Here is a 21,369-nt window from a genome sequence, read left to right as displayed (position 1 = left end):
GGTACCTTATGTATTAGTCCTACTGATAAGATCCTTCGTCACTTGACTCCCCTGGATGACTAGAATAGCTTAATAGAGACGGTTTTATGGTTTTTCCACCCAATAACATACAGAGTTCCGCCTTCAGCTTTCGGCAAAGAGTGTCATTCTTCGTAAAAATACCTCATAATTCCCTTTACTATTGCCCAGGCAATACTTTCTTGGTAGTTTTTGTCGTTTAACTTCTGTTCTTCTTGAACATTTGAGAGAAATCCACATTCGATTACTAAAGATGGCATATGGTTTTTTAGAATAAAATACGAGCTATTAGGTTTTGCTACTCTTCTACTTTCTTTCCAAGACACTTGGAGTAATTCTTCTTGTATGCATTTGCCCAATCTTTCACTCTGTTCATCCCCTTCATGATAAAAGGTTTGAGGACCATAAACATTCGTGTCAGGGAAACTATTCATATGGATGCTGATCATAATATCAGGTTTGCTTTCTTGAATGATCTTTCTTCTCTGAAGCATATCTTGGCTTTTAATCCATGAAGGATTAGGGACATTTTCCACATAGAGACCCTCATTATCCTCCCTTGTCATAATTACCTTTGCACCTGATATCTCTAATACTTCTTTTAGCATCATGGAAATATCAAAATTAATAAATTTTTCATCTACACCGTACAGGCCTACTTTTCCGGGATCAATCCCGCCATGACCTGGATCTATAACGATAGTCTTTCCGTTTAATGGGTATTCTAAACTAGCTGGCAAATAAGTTCCTATGTAATATGAGATGGATAACATCACAATAGTTATCCCAATTATTGCTAGTATAATATTTTTATTTCTTCCCAATATCCTCACCTCTTAACTAATTTATGCAGCTATAGGTAGAGTTTAGTACAAAATATACGGAAGAAGGTGGACCACCTTTCAACTAAAAAAATACAGTAGCATCTGGAAACTCGCTTCCACGATGTACTGTATTTTTGCGCAACCAATATTATCTTTTTGAGAACTGTGGTGCTCTTCTCGCTTTTTTAAGTCCGTATTTCTTACGTTCTTTCATTCTTGGGTCTCTAGTTAGGAAGCCTGCTTTTTTAAGGTCTCCTCTTAGGTTTTCGTCAACTTGCAGTAATGCTCTCGCGATTCCGTGTCGGATTGCACCTGCCTGTCCTGTAAATCCACCACCATGTACATTTACAAATACATCATATTTGTCTAATGTCTCTGTTAATGTCAATGGTTGTTTTGCAATTACTTTTAATGTTTCTAGACCAAAGTAATCATTTATGTTCTTTTTATTTATTGTGATATTACCTGTACCTGGTAATAATCTTACTCTAGCTATTGATTTTTTTCTTCTACCTGTTCCTTGATATTGTACCAATCTTTTTTCCTCCTTTCTAATTAACCTTTGATTTCTAATACTTCTGGTTTTTGAGCTTGATGTGGGTGCTCACTACCTTTGTATACTTTTAATTTTGAAAGCATTTGTCTTCCTAATCTGTTTTTAGGAATCATACCTTTAACTGCTTTGTAAACTAAGAATTCTGGCTTATCCGCTAATAATTTTCTGTAGCTTACCTCTCTTAGTCCACCTGGGTATCCTGTATGTCTTCTGTAAACTTTTTGATCTAATTTATTACCTGTCATTACGATTTTTTCTGCATTTATTATAATTACATGATCTCCTGTGTCAACATGAGGTGTATATATTGCTTTGTGTTTCCCTCTTAATACTGTAGCAACCTCAGTAGCTAATCTACCTAATGTCTTTCCATCTGCGTCAACTACATACCATTTTCTTTCTACTTCATTGACTTTAGCCATAACTGTAGCTCTTGCTTGCATGGTTTTCCCTCCTATGTTTCTTATGTTTCTATTCATTTTTTATGATTAAACTGACCCGGGGCTTGGATCAGATAACATGCCATTAACTACTATATTCTATTACATTGTGCCGGGCGTGTCAAATAGTTTAATACAAAACTTTTTGTAAATATAATCCATGAGCTGGTGCTGTAGGTCCTGCTTTAGCTCGCTCTTTACTGCCAATAATCATGGGTATGTCCTCATGATCAATCTTTCCCTTACCAACCTGTATTAATGTACCAATTATAATTCGTACCATATTATACAAAAAACCATTGCCTCTTACCGTATAAATAATATGAGTACCATCTATATCAAAATCTGAATAATCGATTGTTCTAACTTTATTTATAACACTGCTATGAACACTAGAAAAGCCAGTAAAATCGTGAGTGCCTAAAAAATATTTCGCAGCTTGTCGCATTTTATCTATATCTAGTCGCTCCCTAATGTGATACATACGATTATTATCTAAAGCACTACCGTGTTCACTATTTAATATTTTATATTCATATATTTTCCCTACAGCACTATACCTGCTGTGAAAATCTATATTTCTTTCTATTGCATCTTGAATGCGTATATCCTTAGGTAATTGACTATTTATAGCAAAAGGAATTTTATTTATTGGTATAGAGGTTTGAGTCTTAAAATGAGCACTTTGTCCTAAAGCATGTACGCCCGCATCTGTTCTACCTGATCCAGTAATGTAAATATCTTCTTTCGTAATCTTTTGAATGGCTTTATTCAACACTTCCTGTATACTAACTCCATTCTTTTGAACTTGCCAACCGCAATAATTGCTACCATCATATTCTATAATAAGCTGGATATTTCTTTCAAAGTTCATATTGGAGAGTACCTAGTCAAGAAGATAATCACTACCATAAGTATCGTTATAAAATAAGCTGCATAGTCTCTTTTGTTATAAGCTAATTCTTTCATTCTCGTTCTGTTTTCGCCACCTCTGTAGCATCTTGCTTCCATGGCCACAGCTAATTCATCCGCTCGTCTAAAAGCGCTAATAAATAAAGGTACTAATAGAGGAATTAAGTTCTTTGCTCGTGCGAAAAGATTTCCACTTTCAAAATCTGCACCTCTAGCTTTTTGTGCTTTCATGATTTTATCTGTTTCTTCCATCAATGTAGGAATAAATCTGAGAGCAATGGTCATCATCATAGCCAATTCGTGAGCATATTGCTTTACAATGGGGACTCTTTTTAATAAATATTCAATACCATCTGTCAAGGCAATGGGAGATGTGCTTAAGGTCATAAGAGAAGTGCCGGTCACTAAGAAGATCAATCTAAGTGCCATAAATACTGCTAAGGCGATACCTTCTTCTGTAATAGTAAATATCCAAAATTCAAATCTCGGCGTTCCTGGTGTAATAAAGAGATTGATGACTACAGTAAAGAGTATGATAAATAATAATGCCTTGATTCCTCGTACAACATACATTACAGGTATCTTTGATAAAAGGATAATCCCTACTAAAAACAAGAATGCTACTAAGTATCCAGTAAAATTATTAATTAAAAATAAAGAAATAATATATAGAAAGGTAAAATTGATTTTCGTCCTTGGATCCAAACTGTGGATAATGGAATCTGTAGGATAATATTGCCCAACGGTAACGTCCTTAAACATTATTACGTCTCCTTATCATATTCATTATTTCCTCTTTGGCAGCCTCTACAGTAAAAATGCCCTCATCAACTAAAGGGTCCACAGCCTTTAATTTCTTCATGAGCTCTGTAACTTGTGGCACTGCTAATCCAATCTCTATCAAGCGTTCTGATTCCTTAAAGATACTACTAGGAGAATCATAAAATTCAACCTTACCTTTATACATAACGATGATTTTATCTGCGTATTTAGCGATATCCTCCATGCTATGAGATACTAAAATAACGGTCATCTTAAATTTATCGTGCATTGTCTGTATTTCTTCTAGTATTTCATCTCTTCCTCTAGGGTCGAGCCCTGCAGTAGGTTCATCTAATATTAAGACATCTGGCTTCATAGCAATTACTCCAGCTATAGCTACTCTGCGCATCTGGCCGCCACTCAAGTCAAAGGGTGATTTATCTTTGTACTCATTGTAATCTAAACCGACAGATTCCATAGCCTCTACAACTCGCTTTGATACTTCTTCCTTATCAAATCCAAGATTTGTAGGTCCAAAGGCAATATCCTTTTCTATGGTTTCTTCAAAGAGCTGATACTCTGGGTATTGAAATACTAGACCTACTCTCCGCCTAATCTGTGCCATCTTCGTATCTTTATGACTTAAATCCAAATCATCTACGACGACTGTGCCACCTGTAGGCTTAATGAGACCATTAATATGTTGAATTAGAGTAGATTTCCCTGAACCCGTATGCCCAATAAGTCCAATAAAATTTCCTGTATCAATGGTTAAACTAATCTTATCTAAAGCTTTATGTTCAAAGGGCGTACCTTCAGAGAATGTATGTTCTAAATTAATTAATTCGATTGCCATAATTGATTCACCATTTCATCCACCGTTAATATATTACTATCGATGTCAATCCCCTCTTTGCTCAGTTCAAACGCTAATTCTGTAATCTGTGGTACATCTAACCGAAGGGATGTTAGCTTTTCTACCTGAGAAAATATTTCTCTTGGTTTCCCTTCCATTGCGATTTTACCTTTTTCCATGACGATTACCCGATCTGCATCTACGATTTCATCCATATAATGAGTAATATGAACAATAGTCATCTTCTCATCTTTATTTAAATGTTTAATGGTATTGATTACTTCTCTTCTACCAGATGGATCTAACATGGCAGTTGGTTCATCTAGAATGATGCATCGAGGTTTCATAGCTAAAATTCCAGCAATTGCAATTCTTTGTTTTTGTCCTCCAGACAATTGGTGTGGTTTTTGTTTTTTATAATCTAACATGCCCACGATATCAAGAGCCCAATCTACCCGTTGTCGAATTTCTTTAGGAGAAACACCTAGGTTTTCAGGTCCAAAAGCTACATCTTCTTCTACTATTGTAGCCACAAGCTGATTATCTGGATTCTGAAATACCATTCCTGCACTTTGTCTTATCTTCCAAATATTCTCAGGATCTTTTGTATTTAAGTCAAAAATCTTTATGTCTCCGCTTGTAGGCATAAGAATTCCATTCATAAGCTTTGACAAAGTAGATTTGCCAGAGCCATTATGTCCAATTATAGCAAGAAATTCTCCCTCTTTTATGTTCAAACTGACTTCATTTAGAGCAGTATTCTCTTCTTCATCCTGTATATATCTATAGGTAACATCCTTTATTGAGATGACATCCTTCACTGCTTTTCCTCCTTGTACTCATGATGGAGAAAAGGGATTAAACAGCGTTTAATCCCAATAATTCAATCTACAAATTTTACATTTTTCCAAACATTATTCATGTTTGAAGCAATTGAATCTTTATACTAACTCGATTTTTGCCATTTCAGCACTGTCGCCTCTACGTGGTCCTAGCTTGTATATTCTAGTATATCCACCATTGCGATCAGCATAATTTGGTCCAATCTCTGAAAACAACTTTGCTACAACAGCTTCACTATTAATATAAGAAAGGGCTTGTCTTCTCGCATGTAAATCTCCTCTTTTTGCAAGAGTGATCATTTTTTCTGCAATTCTTCTAGTTTCTTTTGCTCTAGTAACAGTAGTTTCTAATTTGCCATTATCTAATAGAGCAGTAACTAGATTTCTTAATATTGCCCTTCTTTCATCTGTGGGACGTCCCAGTTTTCTATAACCAGCCATGTTTATCCCTCCTTATTACTTATTACTCATCGCTCTGTCTAAGTCCTAGACCGATTTCTGCGAGTTTACGTTTGATTTCATTTAATGATTTTTTGCCTAAGTTTCGAACTTTCATCATATCTTCCTCAGACTTTTGAGTCAATTGTTCTACTGTATTAATATTTGCTCTACGTAGACAATTGCTACTTCTTACAGAAAGTTCAAGTTCTTCTATAGACATTTCAAGCATTTTTTCTTTCTTGTTCTCTTCTTTTTCAACCATGATTTCGACAGTACTTGCGTGTTCAGTTAAGTTGATAAAGAGATTTAAATGCTCGTTTAGTATTTTTGCCGCGAGAGAGACAGCTTCTTCTGGAGATAAGGACGCATCTGTCCACACTTCCATAGTCAATTTATCATAATCAATCACTTGACCTACTCTAGTATCCGTTACATCGTAATTAACCTTTCTTACAGGCGTAAAGGAAGAATCGATTGGAATCGTGCCAATAGGTTGATCTGGTTTCTTATTTCTATCGGAAGAAACATAACCTCTACCCTTTTCAAACACGATTTCCATATTCAATTCTGCATCTTTACTCAATGTAGCGATATGTAGATCAGGATTTAAAATCTCTACATCTGCATCGCCAATAATATCCGCTGCCGTGACTTCGCCTTCACCTTTTTTCTCGATGCGCACAAGTTTTGGTTCCTCGCTGTACAATTTAGCAGCAATCTTTTTTAGATTTAGGATAATCTCAACCACATCTTCTGCTACTCCAGGGACAGTAGAAAATTCGTGTAAAACACCTTCGATTTTCACACTTGTAACTGCTGCTCCTGGAAGAGAGGATAGTAAAATTCTTCTAAGGGAATTACCTAAAGTTATACCATAACCTCTCTCTAAAGGCTCAACACTGAATTTTCCATAGGTATCGTCATCTGACAATTCGATAATCTCGATTCTTGGTTTTTCAATTTCTATCATTAAAAACCCTCCTATAATATTTTGTAAATCGTGGAATTTTCTGAGGGTAACTAATTAAAAAAATTATCTTGAGTAAAGCTCTACAATTAAATGGTCTTCAATTTCTAAATCAATGTCTTCTCTTTCAGGTAGTGCGATTACTTTTCCTTCAAATTTATCCACATCAACTTCTAACCATTTTGGAACAATCTTACTAGAAGTAGATTCTACAACAGCTTTAAATTTGTCGGACTTTTTGCTCTTATCTTTTAATTGAATTACATCGCCTACTTCTATTAGATAAGAAGGAATATTTACCTTTTTACCATTTACAGTAAAGTGTTCATGTAAAACCAATTGTCTTGCTTCTTTTCTTGATGCTGCGAAACCTAGTCGATAAACAACATTGTCTAAACGAGTTTCAAGGATTTGTAGTAAGTTATTACCTGTTACACCCTTTTTCTTTACAGCCATGTCATAATATTTTCTAAATTGACTTTCTAATACGCCGTAAATTCTCTTAGCTTTTTGTTTTTCTCTAAGTTGCATGCCGTATTCTGTTTGTTTGTGCTTTCTTTGTCCATGTTGACCTGGAGCATAACCTCTACGATCAATTGCACATTTATTTGTATAACATCTATCCCCTTTAAGGTATAGTTTCATATCTTCACGTCTACATAGTCTGCATACTGCTTCTGTATATCTTGCCATCTTTTTTTACACCTCCTAGTCTAACTAAACTCTTCTTCTCTTTGGTGGTCTACATCCATTATGTGGTATAGGAGTTACGTCTTTAATAGAAGTAATCTCTAAACCTGCTGCTTGTAATGATCTTATTGCAGCTTCTCTTCCTGAGCCTGGTCCTTTTACAAAGACGTCAACATGTTTTAAACCGTGTTCCATTGCTGCATTCGCTGCTTCTTCTGCCGCCATTTGAGCTGCATAAGGAGTGCTCTTTCTAGAACCTTTAAAACCTAATCCACCAGCACTTGCCCAAGACAATGCATTTCCAGCAACGTCTGTGATTGTAACAATGGTATTATTAAATGTAGATTGAATGTGGGCTTGACCGCGTTCAATATTCTTTTTAATCTTCTTTTTTCTACTTCTTACTACTTTTTTTGCTGCCACTCTTGTCTTCCCCTCCTATCCTAAACTATTTTTTCTTTCTGCTTACAGTTCTCTTTGGACCTTTTCTCGTTCTAGCATTCGTCTTCGTTTTTTGACCTCTTACAGGTAAACCTCTTCTATGACGAAGTCCTCTATAGCTACCTATTTCAATTAATCTCTTTATATTTAAGTTTACTTCTCTTCTTAAGTCACCTTCAACAGTATACTCTTCATCAATAAGTGTTCTTAATTGATTTTCTTCTGCTTCAGTTAAATCTTTTACTCTTGTATCAGGGTTTATACCAGTCTTTTTTAAGATCTTTTTAGCACTTGTATTTCCAATGCCATAAATATAAGTTAACCCTATTTCAACTCTTTTTTCTTTTGGTAAGTCTACACCGGCGATTCTAGCCATGTCACACCTCCTGTTAGATTGTATTTGTATATAAAGAACATGACAGTATTACACTCAGCCGCATCACATTCATTGTTATTAACCTTGCTTTTGTTTGTGTCTAGGATTCTCACAAATAACCATTACTTTGCCTTTTCTCTTAATAATTTTACATTTTTCACAAATAGGCTTAACTGATGGTCTAACTTTCATAATAGATTCCTCCTCTATACCTTTTTACCCTTACCACGCCATATAATTCGGCCACGGGTTAAGTCATAAGGTGATAATTCGACTATTACCTTGTCTCCTGGCAATATTCTTATATAATTCATCCTAAGCTTACCGGATATATGCGCTAGTATTTTGTGTCCGCTTTCTAATTCTACTTGAAATACCGTATTAGGAAGTGCTTCTAACACCGTACCTTCTACTTCAATCATATCTTGTTTAGCCATATTTTCAATTCCCCCATTCTTCATTCAGGTATGTGCCTTATAGGCTTTGTGGATAGTCTTTCAGATATCTTCTAATCTGGGCATCAGATATTGTTTTCTGTTCTTTTAAACTCTTCTGTAGCTCATAGACTATATAGTTCGTCTTTTTCAGGTGTTTGACTTTCTTTTTCTTTCCTTTATCAACTTTTCGATATTTACCGTCACTTATGATGACATGACGATCATCTACTTTTTCGATCACTAGAAATAAGTGTCCTTTATCTCTACCAGCAAGTGAACGAACAACTTGACCTAGATTTAAGTCTTGTTCTTCCATGAATTCACCTCTGTACCTTATAAGATTGTCAGTATATCTGGTGGACCGTCTTTTGTAATAGCAATTGTATGTTCATAATGAGCTGATAATTTGCCATCAAGTGTAACAACAGTCCAATCATCGTCAAGGACTTTTACTTTGTAGGTTCCTTGATTAACCATTGGTTCAATTGCCAATACCATACCTTCTTGTAGTCTGGGACCTCTTCCTGGTCTTCCATAATTAGGTATAGGTGGATCTTCGTGCATTTCCCTTCCAACACCATGACCTACATAGTCAACCACTATAGAAAAACCATTATTCTCAACCGTGGTTTGTATGGCATTAGATATGTCAGATAATCTATTTCCATTGATTGCCTTTTCTATTCCATCATAAAAGCTCTGTCTCGTCACTTCAATTAATCTCTTTGCTTCTTCATCAATCTGCCCTACTGGATAAGTCTTCGCACTATCGCCGACATATCCATCTAAAGTAGCCCCTATATCAATAGAGATAATATCTCCTTCTTCTAAACGCCTCTTAGAAGGAAAACCGTGGACTACTTGGTCGTTAACAGATGCACAAATTGAAGCTGGAAATCCATTATAGCCTTTAAAAGTTGGCGTTCCACCTGACTTACGGATGTACTCTTCTGCTATTCTATCCAATTCTAATGTGGTAATACCAGGTCTTACATGTTTTTTCATCAATTCGTGAGTTTGGGCTACTAATTTCCCCGCTTTTCGCAAGAATTCTATTTCAGATGGGGATTTGATAATAATCATTATGCTCGCTCCTGAAGAGAGGCGCTAATCTGACTAAATACATCATCGATTTCTCCAACGCCATCTATATCTACAAGAGTTCCCTTATTTTTATAATAATCAATTAGTGGTTGAGTTTGTTCTTGATAAACTTCAAGTCGTTTTTTAACTGTAGCTTCTTGATCGTCATCTCGTTGATAAAGTTCTCCTCCACATTTGTCACAAATGCCTTCTGACTTTGTAGGGTTAAAGTAAACATGGTAAGTAGCACCACAAGATTTACATATTCGCCTTCCAGTTAATCTTTTAAATAAAAGTTCAGCATCTACATTGATATTGATCACTGCATTTAAAGTTTGACCTAATCTAGTCAGTTCTTCTTCTAATGATTCTGCTTGGAGAACTGTTCTCGGAAAACCGTCCAACATAAATCCGTCTTTACAGTCTTCTTCTAAAAGTCTGTCCTTTACGAGATCAACTACCAATTCATCTGGAACAAGTAAACCCTGATCCATATATCCCTTTGCCTTAATGCCAAGAGGTGTGCCTTCTTTTAAATTTTTTCTAAAGATATCTCCCGTGGAAATATGTGGAACACTATACTCTTCAATGATCTTAGCTGCTTGCGTTCCCTTTCCAGCTCCTGGAGGTCCTAATAATACAATTCTCACAGTTCCATCTCCGTTCCTTATTTACTTTAAAAATCCTTGATAATTTCTCATTAGCATCTGTGACTCTAGTTGTTTAATTGTGTCTAGGGCTACACCAACGATAATCAAAAGACTCGTACCTCCAAATTGAAGGTTAACGTTCATGATATTGCCCACCACTATTGGAATAACCGCAATAAATGCTAAGAATACTCCACCAAACAATGTTAGCTTTGTAACTGATTTATTAAAGTAATCAGATGTAGGTTTTCCTGGTCTAATCCCTGGTATAAACCCACCTTGTTTCTTCATATTATCAGCAATCTCAATAGGATTAAATGTAATCGCCGTATAAAAGTACGTAAAGGCAATAATCAGTATGATATACACAATTGTTGTAAATACATTTCCCCACGCAAAGAATTTATTAATCCAGTTTGCTACGCTCGAGCTTGGAAAGAAACTAGCTAAAGTCGCTGGGAACATCGTTATCGAACTTGCAAATATTACTGGTATAACGCCAGCCATATTTACTTTAAGAGGTATATGAGTGCTTTGGCCCCCATACATCTTTCTACCTACAACTCTTTTAGAGTATTGCACAGGAATTTTCCTTTGGCCTTCTTGTACTGCTACAACAGCTACAATAACAACTATTGCAAAAATAAAGAATAACACAACACTTAACCAATGTAAAGTTCCAACCTGTACCAAATTAAACAATTCAACTATACTAGATGGTAAACGAGAGATAATACTTATAAAGATAATTAAAGAGATACCATTCCCGATTCCACTCTCCGTTATTTGCTCCCCTAACCACATCAAGAAAGCTGTTCCTGCGGTGATTGTAAGAATCACTATAGAGATCGTCATCCAGCTTTTCTCAGTTAAAATATTTGAGAATGAAAGTGCAATTCCCAAAGCTTGAACAATCGCTAGCAATATAGTTAAATATCTAGTATACTGAGTGATTTTCTTTCTACCTTCTTCACCTTCTTTTGCAAGTCTCTCAAGTGAGGGGATAGCAAAAGTCAATAAGTTCATGATAATAGATGAGTTAATATAAGGTGTAATGCTCATTGCAAAGATAGTAAAGTTGCTAAAGTTTCCCCCTGACATAATGTCGAACAAACCTAACATACCACCATCAGCTATATACTGTTGCAAAACCTCTGTATCAATGTAAGGTACAGGTATAAACGTACCTAAACGATAGATAAGCAGCATGATTAAGGTGAATATAATTTTGTTCCTGAGCTCAGGGATCTTCCAAGCGTCCCTTAAGGTAGAAAGCATATTAAATCACCTCTACCTTTCCTCCTGCTGATGTTATTTTTTCTTCAGCAGATTTACTTATTTTATTAGCTCTTACTGTAAGGGCAACATTTAGTTCTCCCTCGCCTAGTATCTTAACGCCGTCTAATAATTTGCTGATTAAACCTGCTTCTTTCAATGTTTCTGGGCTTACGACTGTATCTTTTTCAAATACATTTAAGTCTTGAACATTTACAATAGCATATTGTGTTTTGAATCTTGCATTAGAGAAACCTCTCTTAGGAAGTCTTCTAGCAAGTGGCATCTGACCACCTTCAAAACCGATTCGTACTCCACCGCCAGCTCTTGATTTTTGACCATCTTGACCTCTTCCAGCTGTCTTACCTAGTCCTGTACCAGTACCTCTACCTTTTCTCTTCTTCTTATGAGTTGAGCCTTCTGCAGGTTTTAATTCATGTAATCTCATTACTACACCTCCTTATACTTCTTCTACATCTAGCATAAAGTCCACTTTTTTAACCATACCTCTTATTTGAGGTGTATCTTCTTTTATAACCGTTTGACCGATTTTTTTAAGTCCTAAAGCTTCAATGGTTGCAATTTGGTCTTTTTTTCTTCCGATTTTACTTCTTTTAAGCTTTATTTTCAAATTAGCCAAGGATAATCCCTCCTATCCTAAAATCTCTTCTGGGGTTTTCCCTCTCTTTTTAGCAACTTCTTCTACTGTAGTCAATCGAGATAAACCTTCCATTGTCGCATTAACCATATTTCTTTCATTATTCGTTCCTAGAGATTTTGTTCTAATATCCCTAATACCTGCTAATTCAAGTACGGCACGAACTGGGCCACCAGCAATAACTCCAGTACCCTTTCCAGCTGGTTTTAATAGAACACTACCAGCGCCGAATTTTCCATTTATAGCATGTGGGATTGTCGTGTTTACGATTGGAACTTTAATAAGATTTTTCTTTGCGTCTTCAATGCCTTTTCGAATAGCTTCTGGGATTTCTAAAGCTTTACCAACTCCAGCTCCTACATGACCATTTTCATCTCCGACTACTACTAAACAGCTAAATCTAAAGTTTCTACCGCCTTTAACAACTTTAGTTACTCTATTTATTGTTACAACTCTTTCTTTTAAATCAAGAGCACTCGCATCAATTAATTGCTTTTGCATAATTAACCTCCTTTTCCTAGAATTTAAGTCCTGCTTCTCTTGCTCCGTCTGCAAGTTCTTTAACTCGTCCGTGGTATATATAACCACCACGATCAAATACTACTGACTCAATGCCTTTAGACACTGCTTTTTCACCAATAGCTTTGCCAACAGCCTTTGCTACTTCTTTATGATTAAGGGATTCTAAAGTACCTTTTAGATCTTTATCAAGAGAAGAAGCAGCAACTAAAGTAGCTCCGTTTACGTCATCAATAATTTGAGCGTAAATATTCGAGTTACTTCTGAAGACATTTAAACGAGGTTTTTGAGTAGTTCCGCTGATTTTATATCTCAGTCTTTTATGTCTACCTTTTCTTACTTTATTTTTTATTGGCTTTTTAATCATACTGGATTCACTCCTTCTTACTTCTTGCCTGTTTTACCTTCTTTACGTCTGATTACTTCATCCGCATATTTAATACCTTTACCTTTATATGGCTCAGGAGCTCTTTTGCTTCTGATATTTGCAGCATGTAAACCTACCGCTTCTTTATCGATTCCAGAAACAGTGATTTTATTTGTACCTTCTACTGCTGTACTAACACCATCTGGATCAATCATTTCTACTGGATGTGAGTAACCAAGGCTTAAAGTCAATTTATTTCCTTGCTTTGCAGCTCTGTATCCTACGCCATTGATTTCAAGTTTTTTCTCAAAACCATTTGTTACACCTACAACCATGTTATTTATAAGTGATCTTGTCAAGCCGTGTAACGATCTGTGTTCTTTCTTATCAGAAGGTCTTGACACAGTTAATTCTTGTTCATTTAGCTCAATTTTCATATCAGGGTGAAATTCTTTTGTAAGTTGACCTTTAGGTCCTTTAACAGTAACTACACCGTCATTCATATCAATCGTAACCCCTGATGGAATTGTTATAGGTAATCTTCCTATTCTAGACATACTAGCACCTCCTAATCAAATAATACTATTACCAAACGTAACAAAGCACTTCTCCGCCTACGCCTGCTTTTCTAGCAACTTTGTCCGTCACAACACCCTTAGATGTTGAAATAATTGCGATTCCTAAGCCATTTAGTACTTTTGGCAATTCTTCTTTATTGCTGTATACTCTTAAACCTGGTTTAGAAATCCTCTTAATACCAGTGATGATACGTTCTTTGTTCGCACCATATTTCAAAGCAATTTTAATAATGCCTTGAAGATTGTCATCTATATACTCAACATTTTTAATGAATCCCTCTTCTAATAAAATCTTTGCAATTGCTTTCTTTTCATTAGATGCTGGAATCTCTACTGTATCATGTTTTGCATTGTTCGCATTCCTAATTCTTGTAAGCATATCTGCTATTGGATCAGTCATTCCGTATACCTCCTTCCACTAAATCAATTACCAGCTTGCTTTTTTAACGCCTGGTATTTCGCCTTTATAAGCCAATTCTCTAAAACATATTCTGCAAACTCCGTATTTTCTTAAATATCCGTGAGGTCTTCCGCAAATACGGCATCTATTATAAGCCCTTGTAGAATACTTAGGTGTTTTTTGTTGTTTATTCACCATTGCTTTTTTAGCCATTTGTTATTCCTCCTATTATCTTTTAAAAGGCATTCCAAGCAAAGTCAATAATTCCAATGCTTCTTCATCACTCTTTGCAGTCGTTACAAAAATGATATCCATACCTCTTATTTTGTCTACTTTGTCGTATTCAATTTCTGGGAAAATCAATTGCTCTTTAATTCCTAAAGAGTAATTTCCTCTTCCGTCAAATGACTTGTTTGAAACCCCACTGAAGTCTCTAACTCTAGGCAATGCAATATTTAATAATTTATCCGTAAATTCATACATTCTGTTAGCTCTTAGAGTAACTTTAGTACCGATGTTCATACCTTCTCTAAGTTTAAAGTTTGATACAGATTTTTTTGCTTTTGTTATTATCGGCTTTTGACCTGAGATAATAGCCAAATCATTTACTGCTGCTTCAAAAGCTTTTGAATTATCTTTGGCATCTCCCAAACCCATATTGATAACGACTTTTTCTAGTTTAGGAACTTCCATAATGTTTTTATATTTGAATTTTTCCATTAATGCTGGAATTACTTCTGTTGTATATTTATCCTTTAATCTAGGCATCTAATAGTACCTCCTTCCCAACTACTTGTTAAATGTTTCTCCGCACTTTTTACAGTATCTTACTTTTGAACCATCTTCTAAGAATTTCTTTCCAACTCGAACGCCTTTTTGGCATTTTTCACAGTATAATAATACATTAGAAGCGTGGATTTTTCCTTCTTTTTTTACGATACCGCCTTGAGGCGATTGTTGTGAAGGTTTCATATGTTTTGTAATGACATTAACACCTTCAACGACTACTCTATTTTCTTTAGGGTAAACAGCTAAGACTTTGCCTTTAACGCCTTTGCTCTTACCTGCGTTTACCATAACTATATCATCTTTTTTCACATGGACTTTGTTAGCCAATAAAGTCACCTCCTCTTATAGTACCTCTGGTGCTAGGGACAATATTTTCATAAATTTCTTTTCTCTTAGCTCTCTAGCTACAGGTCCGAATATACGAGTTCCTCTTGGTTGTTGATCATCTTTAATGATAACAGCAGCGTTTTGATCGAATGCAATATAGCTTCCGTCATTTCTTCTAGTAGATTTTTTTGTACGAACTACTACCGCTTTTACTACGTCACCTTTTTTAACAACACCGCCTGGCGTTGCGCTTTTTACAGAACAAACGATTATATCTCCAACTTTTGCATATCTTTTACCAGAACCTCCTAGAACTCTAATACATAAAAGTTCTTTCGCCCCAGTATTGTCTGCAACTTTTAGTCTAGTTTCTTGTTGTATCATAACTATTACCTCCCTTCAGCACCAGTAATTATTGTGCCTTCTTAACGATGTCGACCATTCTCCATCTTTTATCTTTACTTAAAGGCCTTGTTTCCATTAATTTTACTGTATCGCCAATTTTGCATACATTTTCTTCGTCATGCGCTTTAAACTTCACTGTTTTTTTAACTCGTTTATTGTAAAGAGGGTGCTTTACAAAAGTCTCAACAGCAACGACGATCGTTTTGTCCATTTTATCGCTGACAACTTTTCCGACTATCGTCTTTCTAAATGCTCTTTCCACTAGTCAGACCTCCTTCTTTCATTAAGCTTCTAATGCTTTTATTTCACGTTCTCTAAGAATTGTTTTTACCTTTGCATAAGTTCTTTTTACTTCTCTTATTCTCATTGGGTTATCCAATTGGCCAGTTGCCATTTGAAATCTTAGATTAAATAATTCTTCTTTTAAATCAACTAATTTCTGATTTAATTCTGGAGTAGTTAGCTCTCTAATCTCTTTAGCCTTCATCGGATTGTCCACCCACTTCCTCTTCAATATCCTTGCGTGATATAAATTTTGTCTTTATAGGTAGTTTGTGCTGTGCTAGTCTCATAGCTTCACGAGCTAGTTCTTCTGATACACCAGCAATTTCAAACATTACTCTACCTGGTTTAACTACTGCTACCCAGTATTCTGGTGAACCTTTACCAGAACCCATTCGAGTTTCAGCAGGTTTTTGAGTGACTGGTTTGTCTGGGAAAATCTTAATCCAAACCTGACCACCTCTTTTTATATATCTTGTCATCGCAACACGGGCTGCTTCAATTTGTCTTGAAGTAATCCAGCCTGGCTCAGTAGCCTGAATTGCATATTCTCCGTAAGTTATCGTATTGCCTCGAGTTGCTTTGCCTTTCATTCGGCCTCTGAACACTCTTCTTCTCTTTACTCTTTTAGGCATTAACATAACGGTATCCTCCTTCCTTAGTTCTTCTTGCTAACCTTCTTTTCAGGAAGAACTTCTCCTTTATTTATCCATACTTTAATTCCTATTTTTCCATAAGTTGTGTTTGCTTCAGCAAAACCATATTCGATATCCGCTCTAAGTGTATGAAGTGGCACATTGCCTTCGCTATAATGCTCTCTTCTCGCCATTTCAGCACCATTTAAACGGCCTGATATGCTTGTTTTAATACCTAAAGCACCAAATCTCATAGCTCTGCTAATTGCTTGTTTCATAGCCCTTCTAAAAGAAACTCTTCTTTCGATTTGAGATGCAATGTTTTCAGCAACTAATTGAGCGTCAACATCTACTTGTTTTACTTCTACGATATTAATGAAAATATTTTTTCCTGTCTTCTTAGCAATCTCTTGTCTAAGAGCTTCAATACCAGCTCCGCCCTTACCGATAATCATACCTGGTTTAGCTGTGTAGATGTGAATTTTAACTCTATTTGCGTATCTTTCAATTTCAATTTTAGATACACCTGCTTGAAACTGTGTTTTCTTAATAAAATTTCTAATTTTATTATCTTCTATCAATAAGTCTGCAAAGTCTTTATCTTTTGCATACCATCTAGTACTCCAGTCTTTAATAACTCCAACTCTTAATCCATGCGGATTTACTTTTTGACCCACTAATTATCCCCTCCTCACTCTTTTTCTTTCAATACAACAGATATATGACTGCTTCTCTTTTTGATTACGCTCGCTCTACCCATAGAGCCCGCTCTAAATCTCTTTAAGGTAGGACCTTGATTTGCACAAATCTCAGCGATATACAAGTTTGCAGGATCCATATCATAATTATTTTCAGCGTTTGCAGCAGCAGATTTTACTAATTTTTCCACAACTTTTGCTGATTTATTTGGTGTCAATGCTAATATATTTAACGCTTCACCTAGCTTTTTTCCTCTAATTAAATCGATAACTAATTTAGCTTTTCTAGGGGGAATCCCTATATATTTAACTGTAGCTCTAGCTTCCAATTAGTATACCTCCTTCCAAACCTTATTTTCTAACACCTGAAGTTTTTTCTCCTGCATGACCTCTAAATGTTCTAGTAGGAGCAAATTCACCTAATTTATGGCCTACCATGTCTTCAGATATATACACAGGAACGTGTTTTCTTCCATCATAAACTGCAATAGTATGCCCTATCATTTGTGGAAAAATCGTTGAACTTCTTGACCAAGTCTTAATGACTTTCTTTTCATTCTTTTCGTTCATTTCTTCAATTCTTTTTAAGAGTCTTTCTTGTACAAAAGGGCCCTTCTTTACCGATCTACTCATGGGCTAGTTACCTCCTCTCAGTGCTATTTTTTTCTACTTCTAACGACATACTTATCGGATGGTTTGTTTTTCTTTCTTGTCTTGTATCCAAGTGCAGGTTTACCCCATGGAGTTGATGGACCTGGTCGGCCGATTGGAGTTCTACCTTCACCACCACCGTGAGGGTGATCGTTAGGATTCATTACAGAACCTCTTACAGTTGGTCTGATACCCATATGTCTTACACGTCCAGCTTTACCGATTGTAAGATTACTATGATCTGTATTACCTACTTGTCCAACAGTCGCTCTACACTCTTTACGAACCATTCTCATTTCGCCAGATGGTAGTCTAAGAATAGCATAATTGCCTTCTTTAGCCATTAACTGAGCATAAGCGCCAGCTGATCTTGCCATTTGTCCACCTTTACCTGCTTTTAATTCAATATTGTGAACAACGGTACCTACTGGAATATTAGAAAGTGGCAATGCATTACCAGTTCTGATATCCGCTTCAGGACCTGAAACAACTGTGTCGCCTACATGTAAGTCTACAGGAGCAATGATATATCTTTTTTCGCCATCAACATAATGTAGTAGTGCGATATTAGATGTTCTATTTGGATCGTATTCGATTGTTGCTACCTTTGCAGGAACACCATCTTTATTTCTCTTAAAATCAATAATTCTGTATTTTCTTTTTTCTCCACCGCCTCTGTGTCTGACAGTGATTTTTCCGTTATCATTTCTTCCAGCCCTTTTAAATAAGGGAGCTAGTAAGCTTTTTTCAGGAGTGTCAGTAGTGATTTCTTCAAATGTACTAACGCTCATGTTTCTTCTAGCTGGGGAAGTAGGTTTGTATACTTTTATACCCATTTCTTCTTACCTCCTTGTGCTATAGGTCATTAAATTTTTAGAGTCCTTCAAAGAATTGAATTTCTTTGCTATCTTCTGTTAATTTAACAATTGCTTTTTTCCAATCAGATCTTTTTCCAACGAATCTTCCCATGCGTTTTTTCTTGCCAGTCATGTTCATTGTATATACTTTCTCTACTTTTACGCCGAACACTGCTTCCACTGCGTTTGCGATTTGAACTTTGTTCGCTTTTTTCATTACTTTAAAAGTGTATTTCTTTTCAGCCATGTCATCCATGCTTTTTTCAGTAACGATTGGCTTTACGATAATATCATGAGGACTTAACATTACGCGTACACCTCCTCAATTTTTTGAGCAGCTTCTTTTGTTACAACCAATTGATAGTATTTCAACATATCATACACATTTAAACTATCAACTGTTGCTGTTGCAACATCAGGAATATTTCTAGCTGATTTATATACATTTTCATCGTTGTTTGCTAAAACAAGCAACGCTTTGTTTGCATTTATGTTTTTTAGTACTTCAACCATCTCTTTTGTCTTTGGAGCATCAAAGTTTAAACTATCTAATACAATCAGTTCGTTATCTAGTACTTTTGAAGACAATACAGATTTCATCGCTAATCTTCTCATCTTTTTGTTTACTTTTTGTGAGTAATCTCTTGGCTTTGGAGCGAATATAACGCCGCCACCCTTCCATAATGGTGAACGGATGCTACCTGCTCTTGCACGACCTGTTCCTTTTTGTCTCCAAGGTTTTCTTCCGCCGCCTCTTACTTCTGATCTTGTTTTTGTTGATTGAGTGCCTTGTCTTTTGTTAGCAAGTTGAGCTACTACCACTTGATGCACAACTGCTTCGTTAGGTTCAATTGCAAAAACATCATCGTTTAAATTTATTTCTTCAACTTTTTCGCCTTTAATATTTAAAACATCAACTTTTGCCATTCCTAGTCCTCCTTCCTTATATTACTTTGAGCTTTTAACTGAATCCTTGATAGTGACTACACTTCCTCGAATCCCTGGAACTGCGCCTTTAACAAGTAATAAATTTCTGTCAGCATCTACTCTAACGACTTCTAAATTTTGAACAGTTACTTTTACATTACCCATTTGTCCTGGTAGTTTTTTACCTTTTCGAACTCTTGAAGGGCTAGATGAACCACCCATCGAACCTGGGCTTCTATGATATTTAGAACCGTGCTTCATAGGTCCTCTAGATTGTCCGTGTCTTTTTATAACACCTGCAAAACCTTTACCTTTAGAAGTACCTGTTATATCGATTTTATCTCCAGCTTCAAATACATCTGCCTTTAATTCTTGACCAATTTCATATGCAGAAGTATCTTCCAGCTTAAACTCTCTTAACACTTTCATGTAATCGACGTTTACTTTGTCAAAATGTCCTTTTATAGGCTTTGTTACTTTGCTTTCCTTCACCTGTTTATAACCAATTTGAAGGGCATTATAACCATCTACTTCTTGATTTTTAATCTGTACTACTTTACAAGGACCAACTTCTACAACGGTCACTGGTACCATTTGACCTTCCGCGTCAAATATTTGAGTCATTCCTACTTTTTTTCCAATAATAGCTTTCTTCAATCGTTACACCTCCTATATTAGCGGATTGCTCAGGGCAATCATAATATCTTTTCTTAAAGTTTTATTTCAATGTCGACACCTGCAGGTAAATCTAATCTCATAAGAGCATCTACTGTCTTTGGTGTTGGATTTAAGATATCGACTAGTCTTTTATGTGTTCTCATTTCAAATTGTTCTCTAGAGTCTTTGTATTTGTGAACTGCTCTAAGAATAGTAATGATTTCTTTATCCGTTGGCAATGGCACAGGACCTGACACTTCAGCACCAGTTCTCTTTGCCGTTTCTACAATTTTTAAAGCAGATTGATCTAATACCTTGTGATCATATGCTTTAAGTCGAATTCTGATTTTTTGTTTTGCCATACCTAAATTCCCCTCCTCGAAAATTTTTCTTAGGTACGACTTATATTCTTAGGAACACCCTGCCTGGTGTTTCATTATTAAAAAATAATGAATTTCCCCAAAAATAACGTCGCCCGATTCATGATCTGGACTACTCCGTGAAAATTCCCTATTGCATAGCAACCTTTCACTTCATCGCATTTGTCACAGCTTACATATTATATAATAACTAGAACTTGGATACAAGTTTTTTTGTGTTTTTTTGATTATTTTTTTTATTTCTTTAAAATATATCCTCGTTAGTTGAAAGTCACCTTATAGTTGTTTGGTTTTCAGCGGAAAGCTGAATGCTGGAAGCTGAAAAATACAGCAACCAGCCATCAGCGTTCAGTGACCTGCCACTAGCCACCAGCAATCAGCATCCAGCAATCAGCAATCAGTGGGCTTGGGTCGCCTCTTTTACGGCTTTGCTTTCTGCTATTCCTTTTAGGTCAAGTCAATGCAACTACTATCTACGGTAGCCGACTAGCTTCTCTTATCTTCATTTTGCTACCCTTGGGTAGCTTAAAAAAGACCCGTAAGGGATGACCCCAATACTGGTGACGGAACGCTGGTGGCTGGACCCTAAAGGCATGACCTGAAGCTACGCTCATGCTAATAAAAAAAGGGCCTTAGCCCTTTTTTATTAAAGAATTTCAGATATAACTC

General features: G+C 36.0%; 39 protein-coding genes. All 39 read right to left on the bottom strand.

Going from position 1 to position 21,369, the window contains the following annotated elements:
* Positions 1-143: 143 nt before the first annotated feature.
* Positions 144-842, bottom strand: coding sequence for an N-acetylmuramoyl-L-alanine amidase (locus DES36_RS04310; RefSeq protein ID WP_113919997.1), 699 nt, complete (start codon positions 840-842; stop codon positions 144-146).
* Positions 843-990: 148 nt separating this feature from the next.
* Complete coding sequence (rpsI, locus tag DES36_RS04305) at positions 991-1,377, bottom strand: 30S ribosomal protein S9 (protein ID WP_113919996.1); 387 nt, start codon at positions 1,375-1,377, stop codon at positions 991-993.
* Positions 1,378-1,397: 20 nt separating this feature from the next.
* Positions 1,398-1,841, bottom strand: coding sequence for a 50S ribosomal protein L13 (gene rplM, locus DES36_RS04300; RefSeq protein ID WP_113919995.1), 444 nt, complete (start codon positions 1,839-1,841; stop codon positions 1,398-1,400).
* Between the two features lie 127 nt (positions 1,842-1,968).
* Positions 1,969-2,712: a tRNA pseudouridine(38-40) synthase TruA gene (truA, locus tag DES36_RS04295; protein ID WP_113919994.1), complete on the bottom strand. Its 744-nt coding sequence runs from the start codon at positions 2,710-2,712 to the stop codon at positions 1,969-1,971.
* Positions 2,709-3,512, bottom strand: a complete 804-nt coding sequence (locus DES36_RS04290; protein WP_113919993.1) for an energy-coupling factor transporter transmembrane component T family protein — start codon at positions 3,510-3,512, stop codon at positions 2,709-2,711. Before DES36_RS04290 ends, truA begins: the two co-directional genes overlap by 4 nt.
* Positions 3,505-4,368 carry an energy-coupling factor transporter ATPase gene (locus tag DES36_RS04285; protein ID WP_113919992.1) on the bottom strand — a complete coding sequence of 288 codons (864 nt, stop codon included), beginning with the start codon at positions 4,366-4,368 and terminating at the stop codon, positions 3,505-3,507. The genes DES36_RS04290 and DES36_RS04285 overlap by 8 nt, the downstream gene beginning before the upstream one ends.
* Positions 4,353-5,189 (bottom strand): energy-coupling factor transporter ATPase, encoded by an 837-nt coding sequence (locus tag DES36_RS04280; protein WP_113919991.1) that lies wholly within the window; start codon positions 5,187-5,189, stop codon positions 4,353-4,355. The genes DES36_RS04285 and DES36_RS04280 overlap by 16 nt, the downstream gene beginning before the upstream one ends.
* Positions 5,190-5,309: 120 nt before the next feature.
* Positions 5,310-5,651 carry a 50S ribosomal protein L17 gene (gene rplQ, locus DES36_RS04275; RefSeq protein WP_113919990.1) on the bottom strand — a complete coding sequence of 114 codons (342 nt, stop codon included), beginning with the start codon at positions 5,649-5,651 and terminating at the stop codon, positions 5,310-5,312.
* A gap of 22 nt (positions 5,652-5,673) precedes the next feature.
* Entirely contained in the window at positions 5,674-6,621 is a 948-nt protein-coding gene (locus DES36_RS04270; protein WP_113919989.1) for a DNA-directed RNA polymerase subunit alpha, read from the bottom strand.
* 63 nt (positions 6,622-6,684) lie between these two features.
* Positions 6,685-7,311: a 30S ribosomal protein S4 gene (rpsD, locus tag DES36_RS04265; protein WP_113919988.1), complete on the bottom strand. Its 627-nt coding sequence runs from the start codon at positions 7,309-7,311 to the stop codon at positions 6,685-6,687.
* A 24-nt stretch (positions 7,312-7,335) separates the two neighbouring features.
* Positions 7,336-7,731, bottom strand: a complete 396-nt coding sequence (gene rpsK, locus DES36_RS04260) for a 30S ribosomal protein S11 (RefSeq protein WP_113919987.1) — start codon at positions 7,729-7,731, stop codon at positions 7,336-7,338.
* A gap of 25 nt (positions 7,732-7,756) precedes the next feature.
* Complete coding sequence (gene rpsM / locus DES36_RS04255) at positions 7,757-8,125, bottom strand: 30S ribosomal protein S13 (RefSeq protein ID WP_113919986.1); 369 nt, start codon at positions 8,123-8,125, stop codon at positions 7,757-7,759.
* 78 nt (positions 8,126-8,203) lie between these two features.
* Positions 8,204-8,317: a 50S ribosomal protein L36 gene (rpmJ, locus tag DES36_RS04250; protein ID WP_102365587.1), complete on the bottom strand. Its 114-nt coding sequence runs from the start codon at positions 8,315-8,317 to the stop codon at positions 8,204-8,206.
* A gap of 14 nt (positions 8,318-8,331) precedes the next feature.
* Positions 8,332-8,562: a translation initiation factor IF-1 gene (gene infA / locus DES36_RS04245; protein WP_113919985.1), complete on the bottom strand. Its 231-nt coding sequence runs from the start codon at positions 8,560-8,562 to the stop codon at positions 8,332-8,334.
* 37 nt (positions 8,563-8,599) lie between these two features.
* Positions 8,600-8,878 (bottom strand): KOW domain-containing RNA-binding protein, encoded by a 279-nt coding sequence (locus DES36_RS04240; protein WP_113919984.1) that lies wholly within the window; start codon positions 8,876-8,878, stop codon positions 8,600-8,602.
* A gap of 17 nt (positions 8,879-8,895) precedes the next feature.
* Positions 8,896-9,645 carry a type I methionyl aminopeptidase gene (gene map / locus DES36_RS04235; RefSeq protein WP_113919983.1) on the bottom strand — a complete coding sequence of 250 codons (750 nt, stop codon included), beginning with the start codon at positions 9,643-9,645 and terminating at the stop codon, positions 8,896-8,898.
* Entirely contained in the window at positions 9,645-10,295 is a 651-nt protein-coding gene (locus DES36_RS04230) for an adenylate kinase (protein ID WP_113919982.1), read from the bottom strand. Before DES36_RS04230 ends, map begins: the two co-directional genes overlap by 1 nt.
* 21 nt (positions 10,296-10,316) lie before the next feature.
* Positions 10,317-11,573 (bottom strand): preprotein translocase subunit SecY, encoded by a 1,257-nt coding sequence (gene secY, locus DES36_RS04225; RefSeq protein WP_113919981.1) that lies wholly within the window; start codon positions 11,571-11,573, stop codon positions 10,317-10,319.
* A gap of 1 nt (position 11,574) precedes the next feature.
* Entirely contained in the window at positions 11,575-12,018 is a 444-nt protein-coding gene (rplO, locus tag DES36_RS04220; protein ID WP_113919980.1) for a 50S ribosomal protein L15, read from the bottom strand.
* 12 nt (positions 12,019-12,030) lie between these two features.
* Positions 12,031-12,210: a 50S ribosomal protein L30 gene (rpmD, locus tag DES36_RS04215; protein ID WP_113919979.1), complete on the bottom strand. Its 180-nt coding sequence runs from the start codon at positions 12,208-12,210 to the stop codon at positions 12,031-12,033.
* 12 nt (positions 12,211-12,222) lie between these two features.
* Complete coding sequence (gene rpsE / locus DES36_RS04210; RefSeq protein WP_113919978.1) at positions 12,223-12,729, bottom strand: 30S ribosomal protein S5; 507 nt, start codon at positions 12,727-12,729, stop codon at positions 12,223-12,225.
* Between the two features lie 16 nt (positions 12,730-12,745).
* Positions 12,746-13,114 (bottom strand): 50S ribosomal protein L18, encoded by a 369-nt coding sequence (gene rplR / locus DES36_RS04205; RefSeq protein ID WP_113919977.1) that lies wholly within the window; start codon positions 13,112-13,114, stop codon positions 12,746-12,748.
* Positions 13,115-13,131: 17 nt separating this feature from the next.
* Positions 13,132-13,671: a 50S ribosomal protein L6 gene (gene rplF, locus DES36_RS04200; RefSeq protein WP_113919976.1), complete on the bottom strand. Its 540-nt coding sequence runs from the start codon at positions 13,669-13,671 to the stop codon at positions 13,132-13,134.
* A 28-nt stretch (positions 13,672-13,699) separates the two neighbouring features.
* Positions 13,700-14,092, bottom strand: a complete 393-nt coding sequence (rpsH, locus tag DES36_RS04195; RefSeq protein ID WP_113919975.1) for a 30S ribosomal protein S8 — start codon at positions 14,090-14,092, stop codon at positions 13,700-13,702.
* Positions 14,093-14,119: 27 nt separating this feature from the next.
* On the bottom strand, positions 14,120-14,305 hold the full coding sequence (locus tag DES36_RS04190) for a type Z 30S ribosomal protein S14 (protein ID WP_113919974.1): 186 nt from the start codon (positions 14,303-14,305) through the stop codon (positions 14,120-14,122).
* Between the two features lie 15 nt (positions 14,306-14,320).
* Entirely contained in the window at positions 14,321-14,860 is a 540-nt protein-coding gene (gene rplE / locus DES36_RS04185; protein ID WP_113919973.1) for a 50S ribosomal protein L5, read from the bottom strand.
* Positions 14,861-14,881: 21 nt separating this feature from the next.
* Positions 14,882-15,208: a 50S ribosomal protein L24 gene (gene rplX, locus DES36_RS04180; RefSeq protein WP_113919972.1), complete on the bottom strand. Its 327-nt coding sequence runs from the start codon at positions 15,206-15,208 to the stop codon at positions 14,882-14,884.
* A gap of 15 nt (positions 15,209-15,223) precedes the next feature.
* Positions 15,224-15,592 (bottom strand): 50S ribosomal protein L14, encoded by a 369-nt coding sequence (rplN, locus tag DES36_RS04175; RefSeq protein WP_113919971.1) that lies wholly within the window; start codon positions 15,590-15,592, stop codon positions 15,224-15,226.
* 28 nt (positions 15,593-15,620) lie between these two features.
* The gene (rpsQ, locus tag DES36_RS04170; RefSeq protein WP_113919970.1) at positions 15,621-15,875 is read right to left on the bottom strand and encodes a 30S ribosomal protein S17; all 255 of its coding nucleotides are present in this window, start codon (positions 15,873-15,875) and stop codon (positions 15,621-15,623) included.
* Between the two features lie 21 nt (positions 15,876-15,896).
* Entirely contained in the window at positions 15,897-16,100 is a 204-nt protein-coding gene (gene rpmC, locus DES36_RS04165; protein ID WP_113919969.1) for a 50S ribosomal protein L29, read from the bottom strand.
* Complete coding sequence (gene rplP, locus DES36_RS04160) at positions 16,090-16,536, bottom strand: 50S ribosomal protein L16 (protein WP_113919968.1); 447 nt, start codon at positions 16,534-16,536, stop codon at positions 16,090-16,092. Before rplP ends, rpmC begins: the two co-directional genes overlap by 11 nt.
* A gap of 17 nt (positions 16,537-16,553) precedes the next feature.
* Positions 16,554-17,207, bottom strand: coding sequence for a 30S ribosomal protein S3 (rpsC, locus tag DES36_RS04155; RefSeq protein ID WP_113919967.1), 654 nt, complete (start codon positions 17,205-17,207; stop codon positions 16,554-16,556).
* Between the two features lie 14 nt (positions 17,208-17,221).
* Positions 17,222-17,557 (bottom strand): 50S ribosomal protein L22, encoded by a 336-nt coding sequence (gene rplV, locus DES36_RS04150; protein WP_113919966.1) that lies wholly within the window; start codon positions 17,555-17,557, stop codon positions 17,222-17,224.
* Positions 17,558-17,579: 22 nt separating this feature from the next.
* Entirely contained in the window at positions 17,580-17,861 is a 282-nt protein-coding gene (gene rpsS, locus DES36_RS04145) for a 30S ribosomal protein S19 (protein ID WP_113919965.1), read from the bottom strand.
* A gap of 23 nt (positions 17,862-17,884) precedes the next feature.
* Complete coding sequence (gene rplB, locus DES36_RS04140; RefSeq protein ID WP_113919964.1) at positions 17,885-18,715, bottom strand: 50S ribosomal protein L2; 831 nt, start codon at positions 18,713-18,715, stop codon at positions 17,885-17,887.
* Positions 18,716-18,752: 37 nt separating this feature from the next.
* A complete protein-coding gene (rplW, locus tag DES36_RS04135) occupies positions 18,753-19,043 on the bottom strand; it encodes a 50S ribosomal protein L23 (protein ID WP_113919963.1) in 291 nt (96 codons plus the stop codon).
* Positions 19,043-19,663: a 50S ribosomal protein L4 gene (gene rplD, locus DES36_RS04130; protein ID WP_113919962.1), complete on the bottom strand. Its 621-nt coding sequence runs from the start codon at positions 19,661-19,663 to the stop codon at positions 19,043-19,045. The genes rplW and rplD overlap by 1 nt, the downstream gene beginning before the upstream one ends.
* A 21-nt stretch (positions 19,664-19,684) precedes the next feature.
* Positions 19,685-20,320 carry a 50S ribosomal protein L3 gene (gene rplC, locus DES36_RS04125; RefSeq protein ID WP_113919961.1) on the bottom strand — a complete coding sequence of 212 codons (636 nt, stop codon included), beginning with the start codon at positions 20,318-20,320 and terminating at the stop codon, positions 19,685-19,687.
* Positions 20,321-20,373: 53 nt separating this feature from the next.
* Entirely contained in the window at positions 20,374-20,682 is a 309-nt protein-coding gene (gene rpsJ / locus DES36_RS04120; protein ID WP_113919960.1) for a 30S ribosomal protein S10, read from the bottom strand.
* Positions 20,683-21,369 lie beyond the last annotated feature (687 nt).

It is taken from the genome of Alkalibaculum bacchi, from assembly GCF_003317055.1.
Lineage (GTDB): Bacteria > Bacillota > Clostridia > Eubacteriales > Alkalibacteraceae > Alkalibaculum > Alkalibaculum bacchi.
This window is presented reverse-complemented; position numbering and strand designations above follow the sequence as displayed.

What these genes read in the sequence shown, in the direction of transcription:
- rplQ (WP_113919990.1), bottom strand. Translation starts at nt 5,651, where the DNA reads ATGGCTGGTTATAGAAAACTGGGACGTCCCACAGATGAAAGAAGGGCA.
- truA (WP_113919994.1), bottom strand. Translation starts at nt 2,712, where the DNA reads ATGAACTTTGAAAGAAATATCCAGCTTATTATAGAATATGATGGTAGC.
- rpsH (WP_113919975.1), bottom strand. Translation starts at nt 14,092, where the DNA reads ATGACTGATCCAATAGCAGATATGCTTACAAGAATTAGGAATGCGAAC.
- rplN (WP_113919971.1), bottom strand. Translation starts at nt 15,592, where the DNA reads ATGATACAACAAGAAACTAGACTAAAAGTTGCAGACAATACTGGGGCG.
- DES36_RS04270 (WP_113919989.1), bottom strand. Translation starts at nt 6,621, where the DNA reads ATGATAGAAATTGAAAAACCAAGAATCGAGATTATCGAATTGTCAGAT.
- infA (WP_113919985.1), bottom strand. Translation starts at nt 8,562, where the DNA reads ATGGCTAAACAAGATATGATTGAAGTAGAAGGTACGGTGTTAGAAGCA.
- rpsM (WP_113919986.1), bottom strand. Translation starts at nt 8,125, where the DNA reads ATGGCTAGAATCGCCGGTGTAGACTTACCAAAAGAAAAAAGAGTTGAA.
- DES36_RS04190 (WP_113919974.1), bottom strand. Translation starts at nt 14,305, where the DNA reads ATGGCTAAAAAAGCAATGGTGAATAAACAACAAAAAACACCTAAGTAT.
- rpsD (WP_113919988.1), bottom strand. Translation starts at nt 7,311, where the DNA reads ATGGCAAGATATACAGAAGCAGTATGCAGACTATGTAGACGTGAAGAT.
- secY (WP_113919981.1), bottom strand. Translation starts at nt 11,573, where the DNA reads ATGCTTTCTACCTTAAGGGACGCTTGGAAGATCCCTGAGCTCAGGAAC.
- rplD (WP_113919962.1), bottom strand. Translation starts at nt 19,663, where the DNA reads ATGGCAAAAGTTGATGTTTTAAATATTAAAGGCGAAAAAGTTGAAGAA.
- rpsE (WP_113919978.1), bottom strand. Translation starts at nt 12,729, where the DNA reads ATGCAAAAGCAATTAATTGATGCGAGTGCTCTTGATTTAAAAGAAAGA.
- DES36_RS04240 (WP_113919984.1), bottom strand. Translation starts at nt 8,878, where the DNA reads ATGGAAGAACAAGACTTAAATCTAGGTCAAGTTGTTCGTTCACTTGCT.
- DES36_RS04290 (WP_113919993.1), bottom strand. Translation starts at nt 3,512, where the DNA reads ATGTTTAAGGACGTTACCGTTGGGCAATATTATCCTACAGATTCCATT.
- rplP (WP_113919968.1), bottom strand. Translation starts at nt 16,536, where the DNA reads ATGTTAATGCCTAAAAGAGTAAAGAGAAGAAGAGTGTTCAGAGGCCGA.
- rpmJ (WP_102365587.1), bottom strand. Translation starts at nt 8,317, where the DNA reads ATGAAAGTTAGACCATCAGTTAAGCCTATTTGTGAAAAATGTAAAATT.
- rplM (WP_113919995.1), bottom strand. Translation starts at nt 1,841, where the DNA reads ATGCAAGCAAGAGCTACAGTTATGGCTAAAGTCAATGAAGTAGAAAGA.
- rpmC (WP_113919969.1), bottom strand. Translation starts at nt 16,100, where the DNA reads ATGAAGGCTAAAGAGATTAGAGAGCTAACTACTCCAGAATTAAATCAG.
- DES36_RS04285 (WP_113919992.1), bottom strand. Translation starts at nt 4,368, where the DNA reads ATGGCAATCGAATTAATTAATTTAGAACATACATTCTCTGAAGGTACG.
- rpsS (WP_113919965.1), bottom strand. Translation starts at nt 17,861, where the DNA reads ATGAGTAGATCGGTAAAGAAGGGCCCTTTTGTACAAGAAAGACTCTTA.
- rplE (WP_113919973.1), bottom strand. Translation starts at nt 14,860, where the DNA reads ATGCCTAGATTAAAGGATAAATATACAACAGAAGTAATTCCAGCATTA.
- rplW (WP_113919963.1), bottom strand. Translation starts at nt 19,043, where the DNA reads ATGTTAAGTCCTCATGATATTATCGTAAAGCCAATCGTTACTGAAAAA.
- rplO (WP_113919980.1), bottom strand. Translation starts at nt 12,018, where the DNA reads ATGAGATTACATGAATTAAAACCTGCAGAAGGCTCAACTCATAAGAAG.
- rplB (WP_113919964.1), bottom strand. Translation starts at nt 18,715, where the DNA reads ATGGGTATAAAAGTATACAAACCTACTTCCCCAGCTAGAAGAAACATG.
- map (WP_113919983.1), bottom strand. Translation starts at nt 9,645, where the DNA reads ATGATTATTATCAAATCCCCATCTGAAATAGAATTCTTGCGAAAAGCG.
- rpsJ (WP_113919960.1), bottom strand. Translation starts at nt 20,682, where the DNA reads ATGGCAAAACAAAAAATCAGAATTCGACTTAAAGCATATGATCACAAG.
- rplF (WP_113919976.1), bottom strand. Translation starts at nt 13,671, where the DNA reads ATGTCTAGAATAGGAAGATTACCTATAACAATTCCATCAGGGGTTACG.
- rplR (WP_113919977.1), bottom strand. Translation starts at nt 13,114, where the DNA reads ATGATTAAAAAGCCAATAAAAAATAAAGTAAGAAAAGGTAGACATAAA.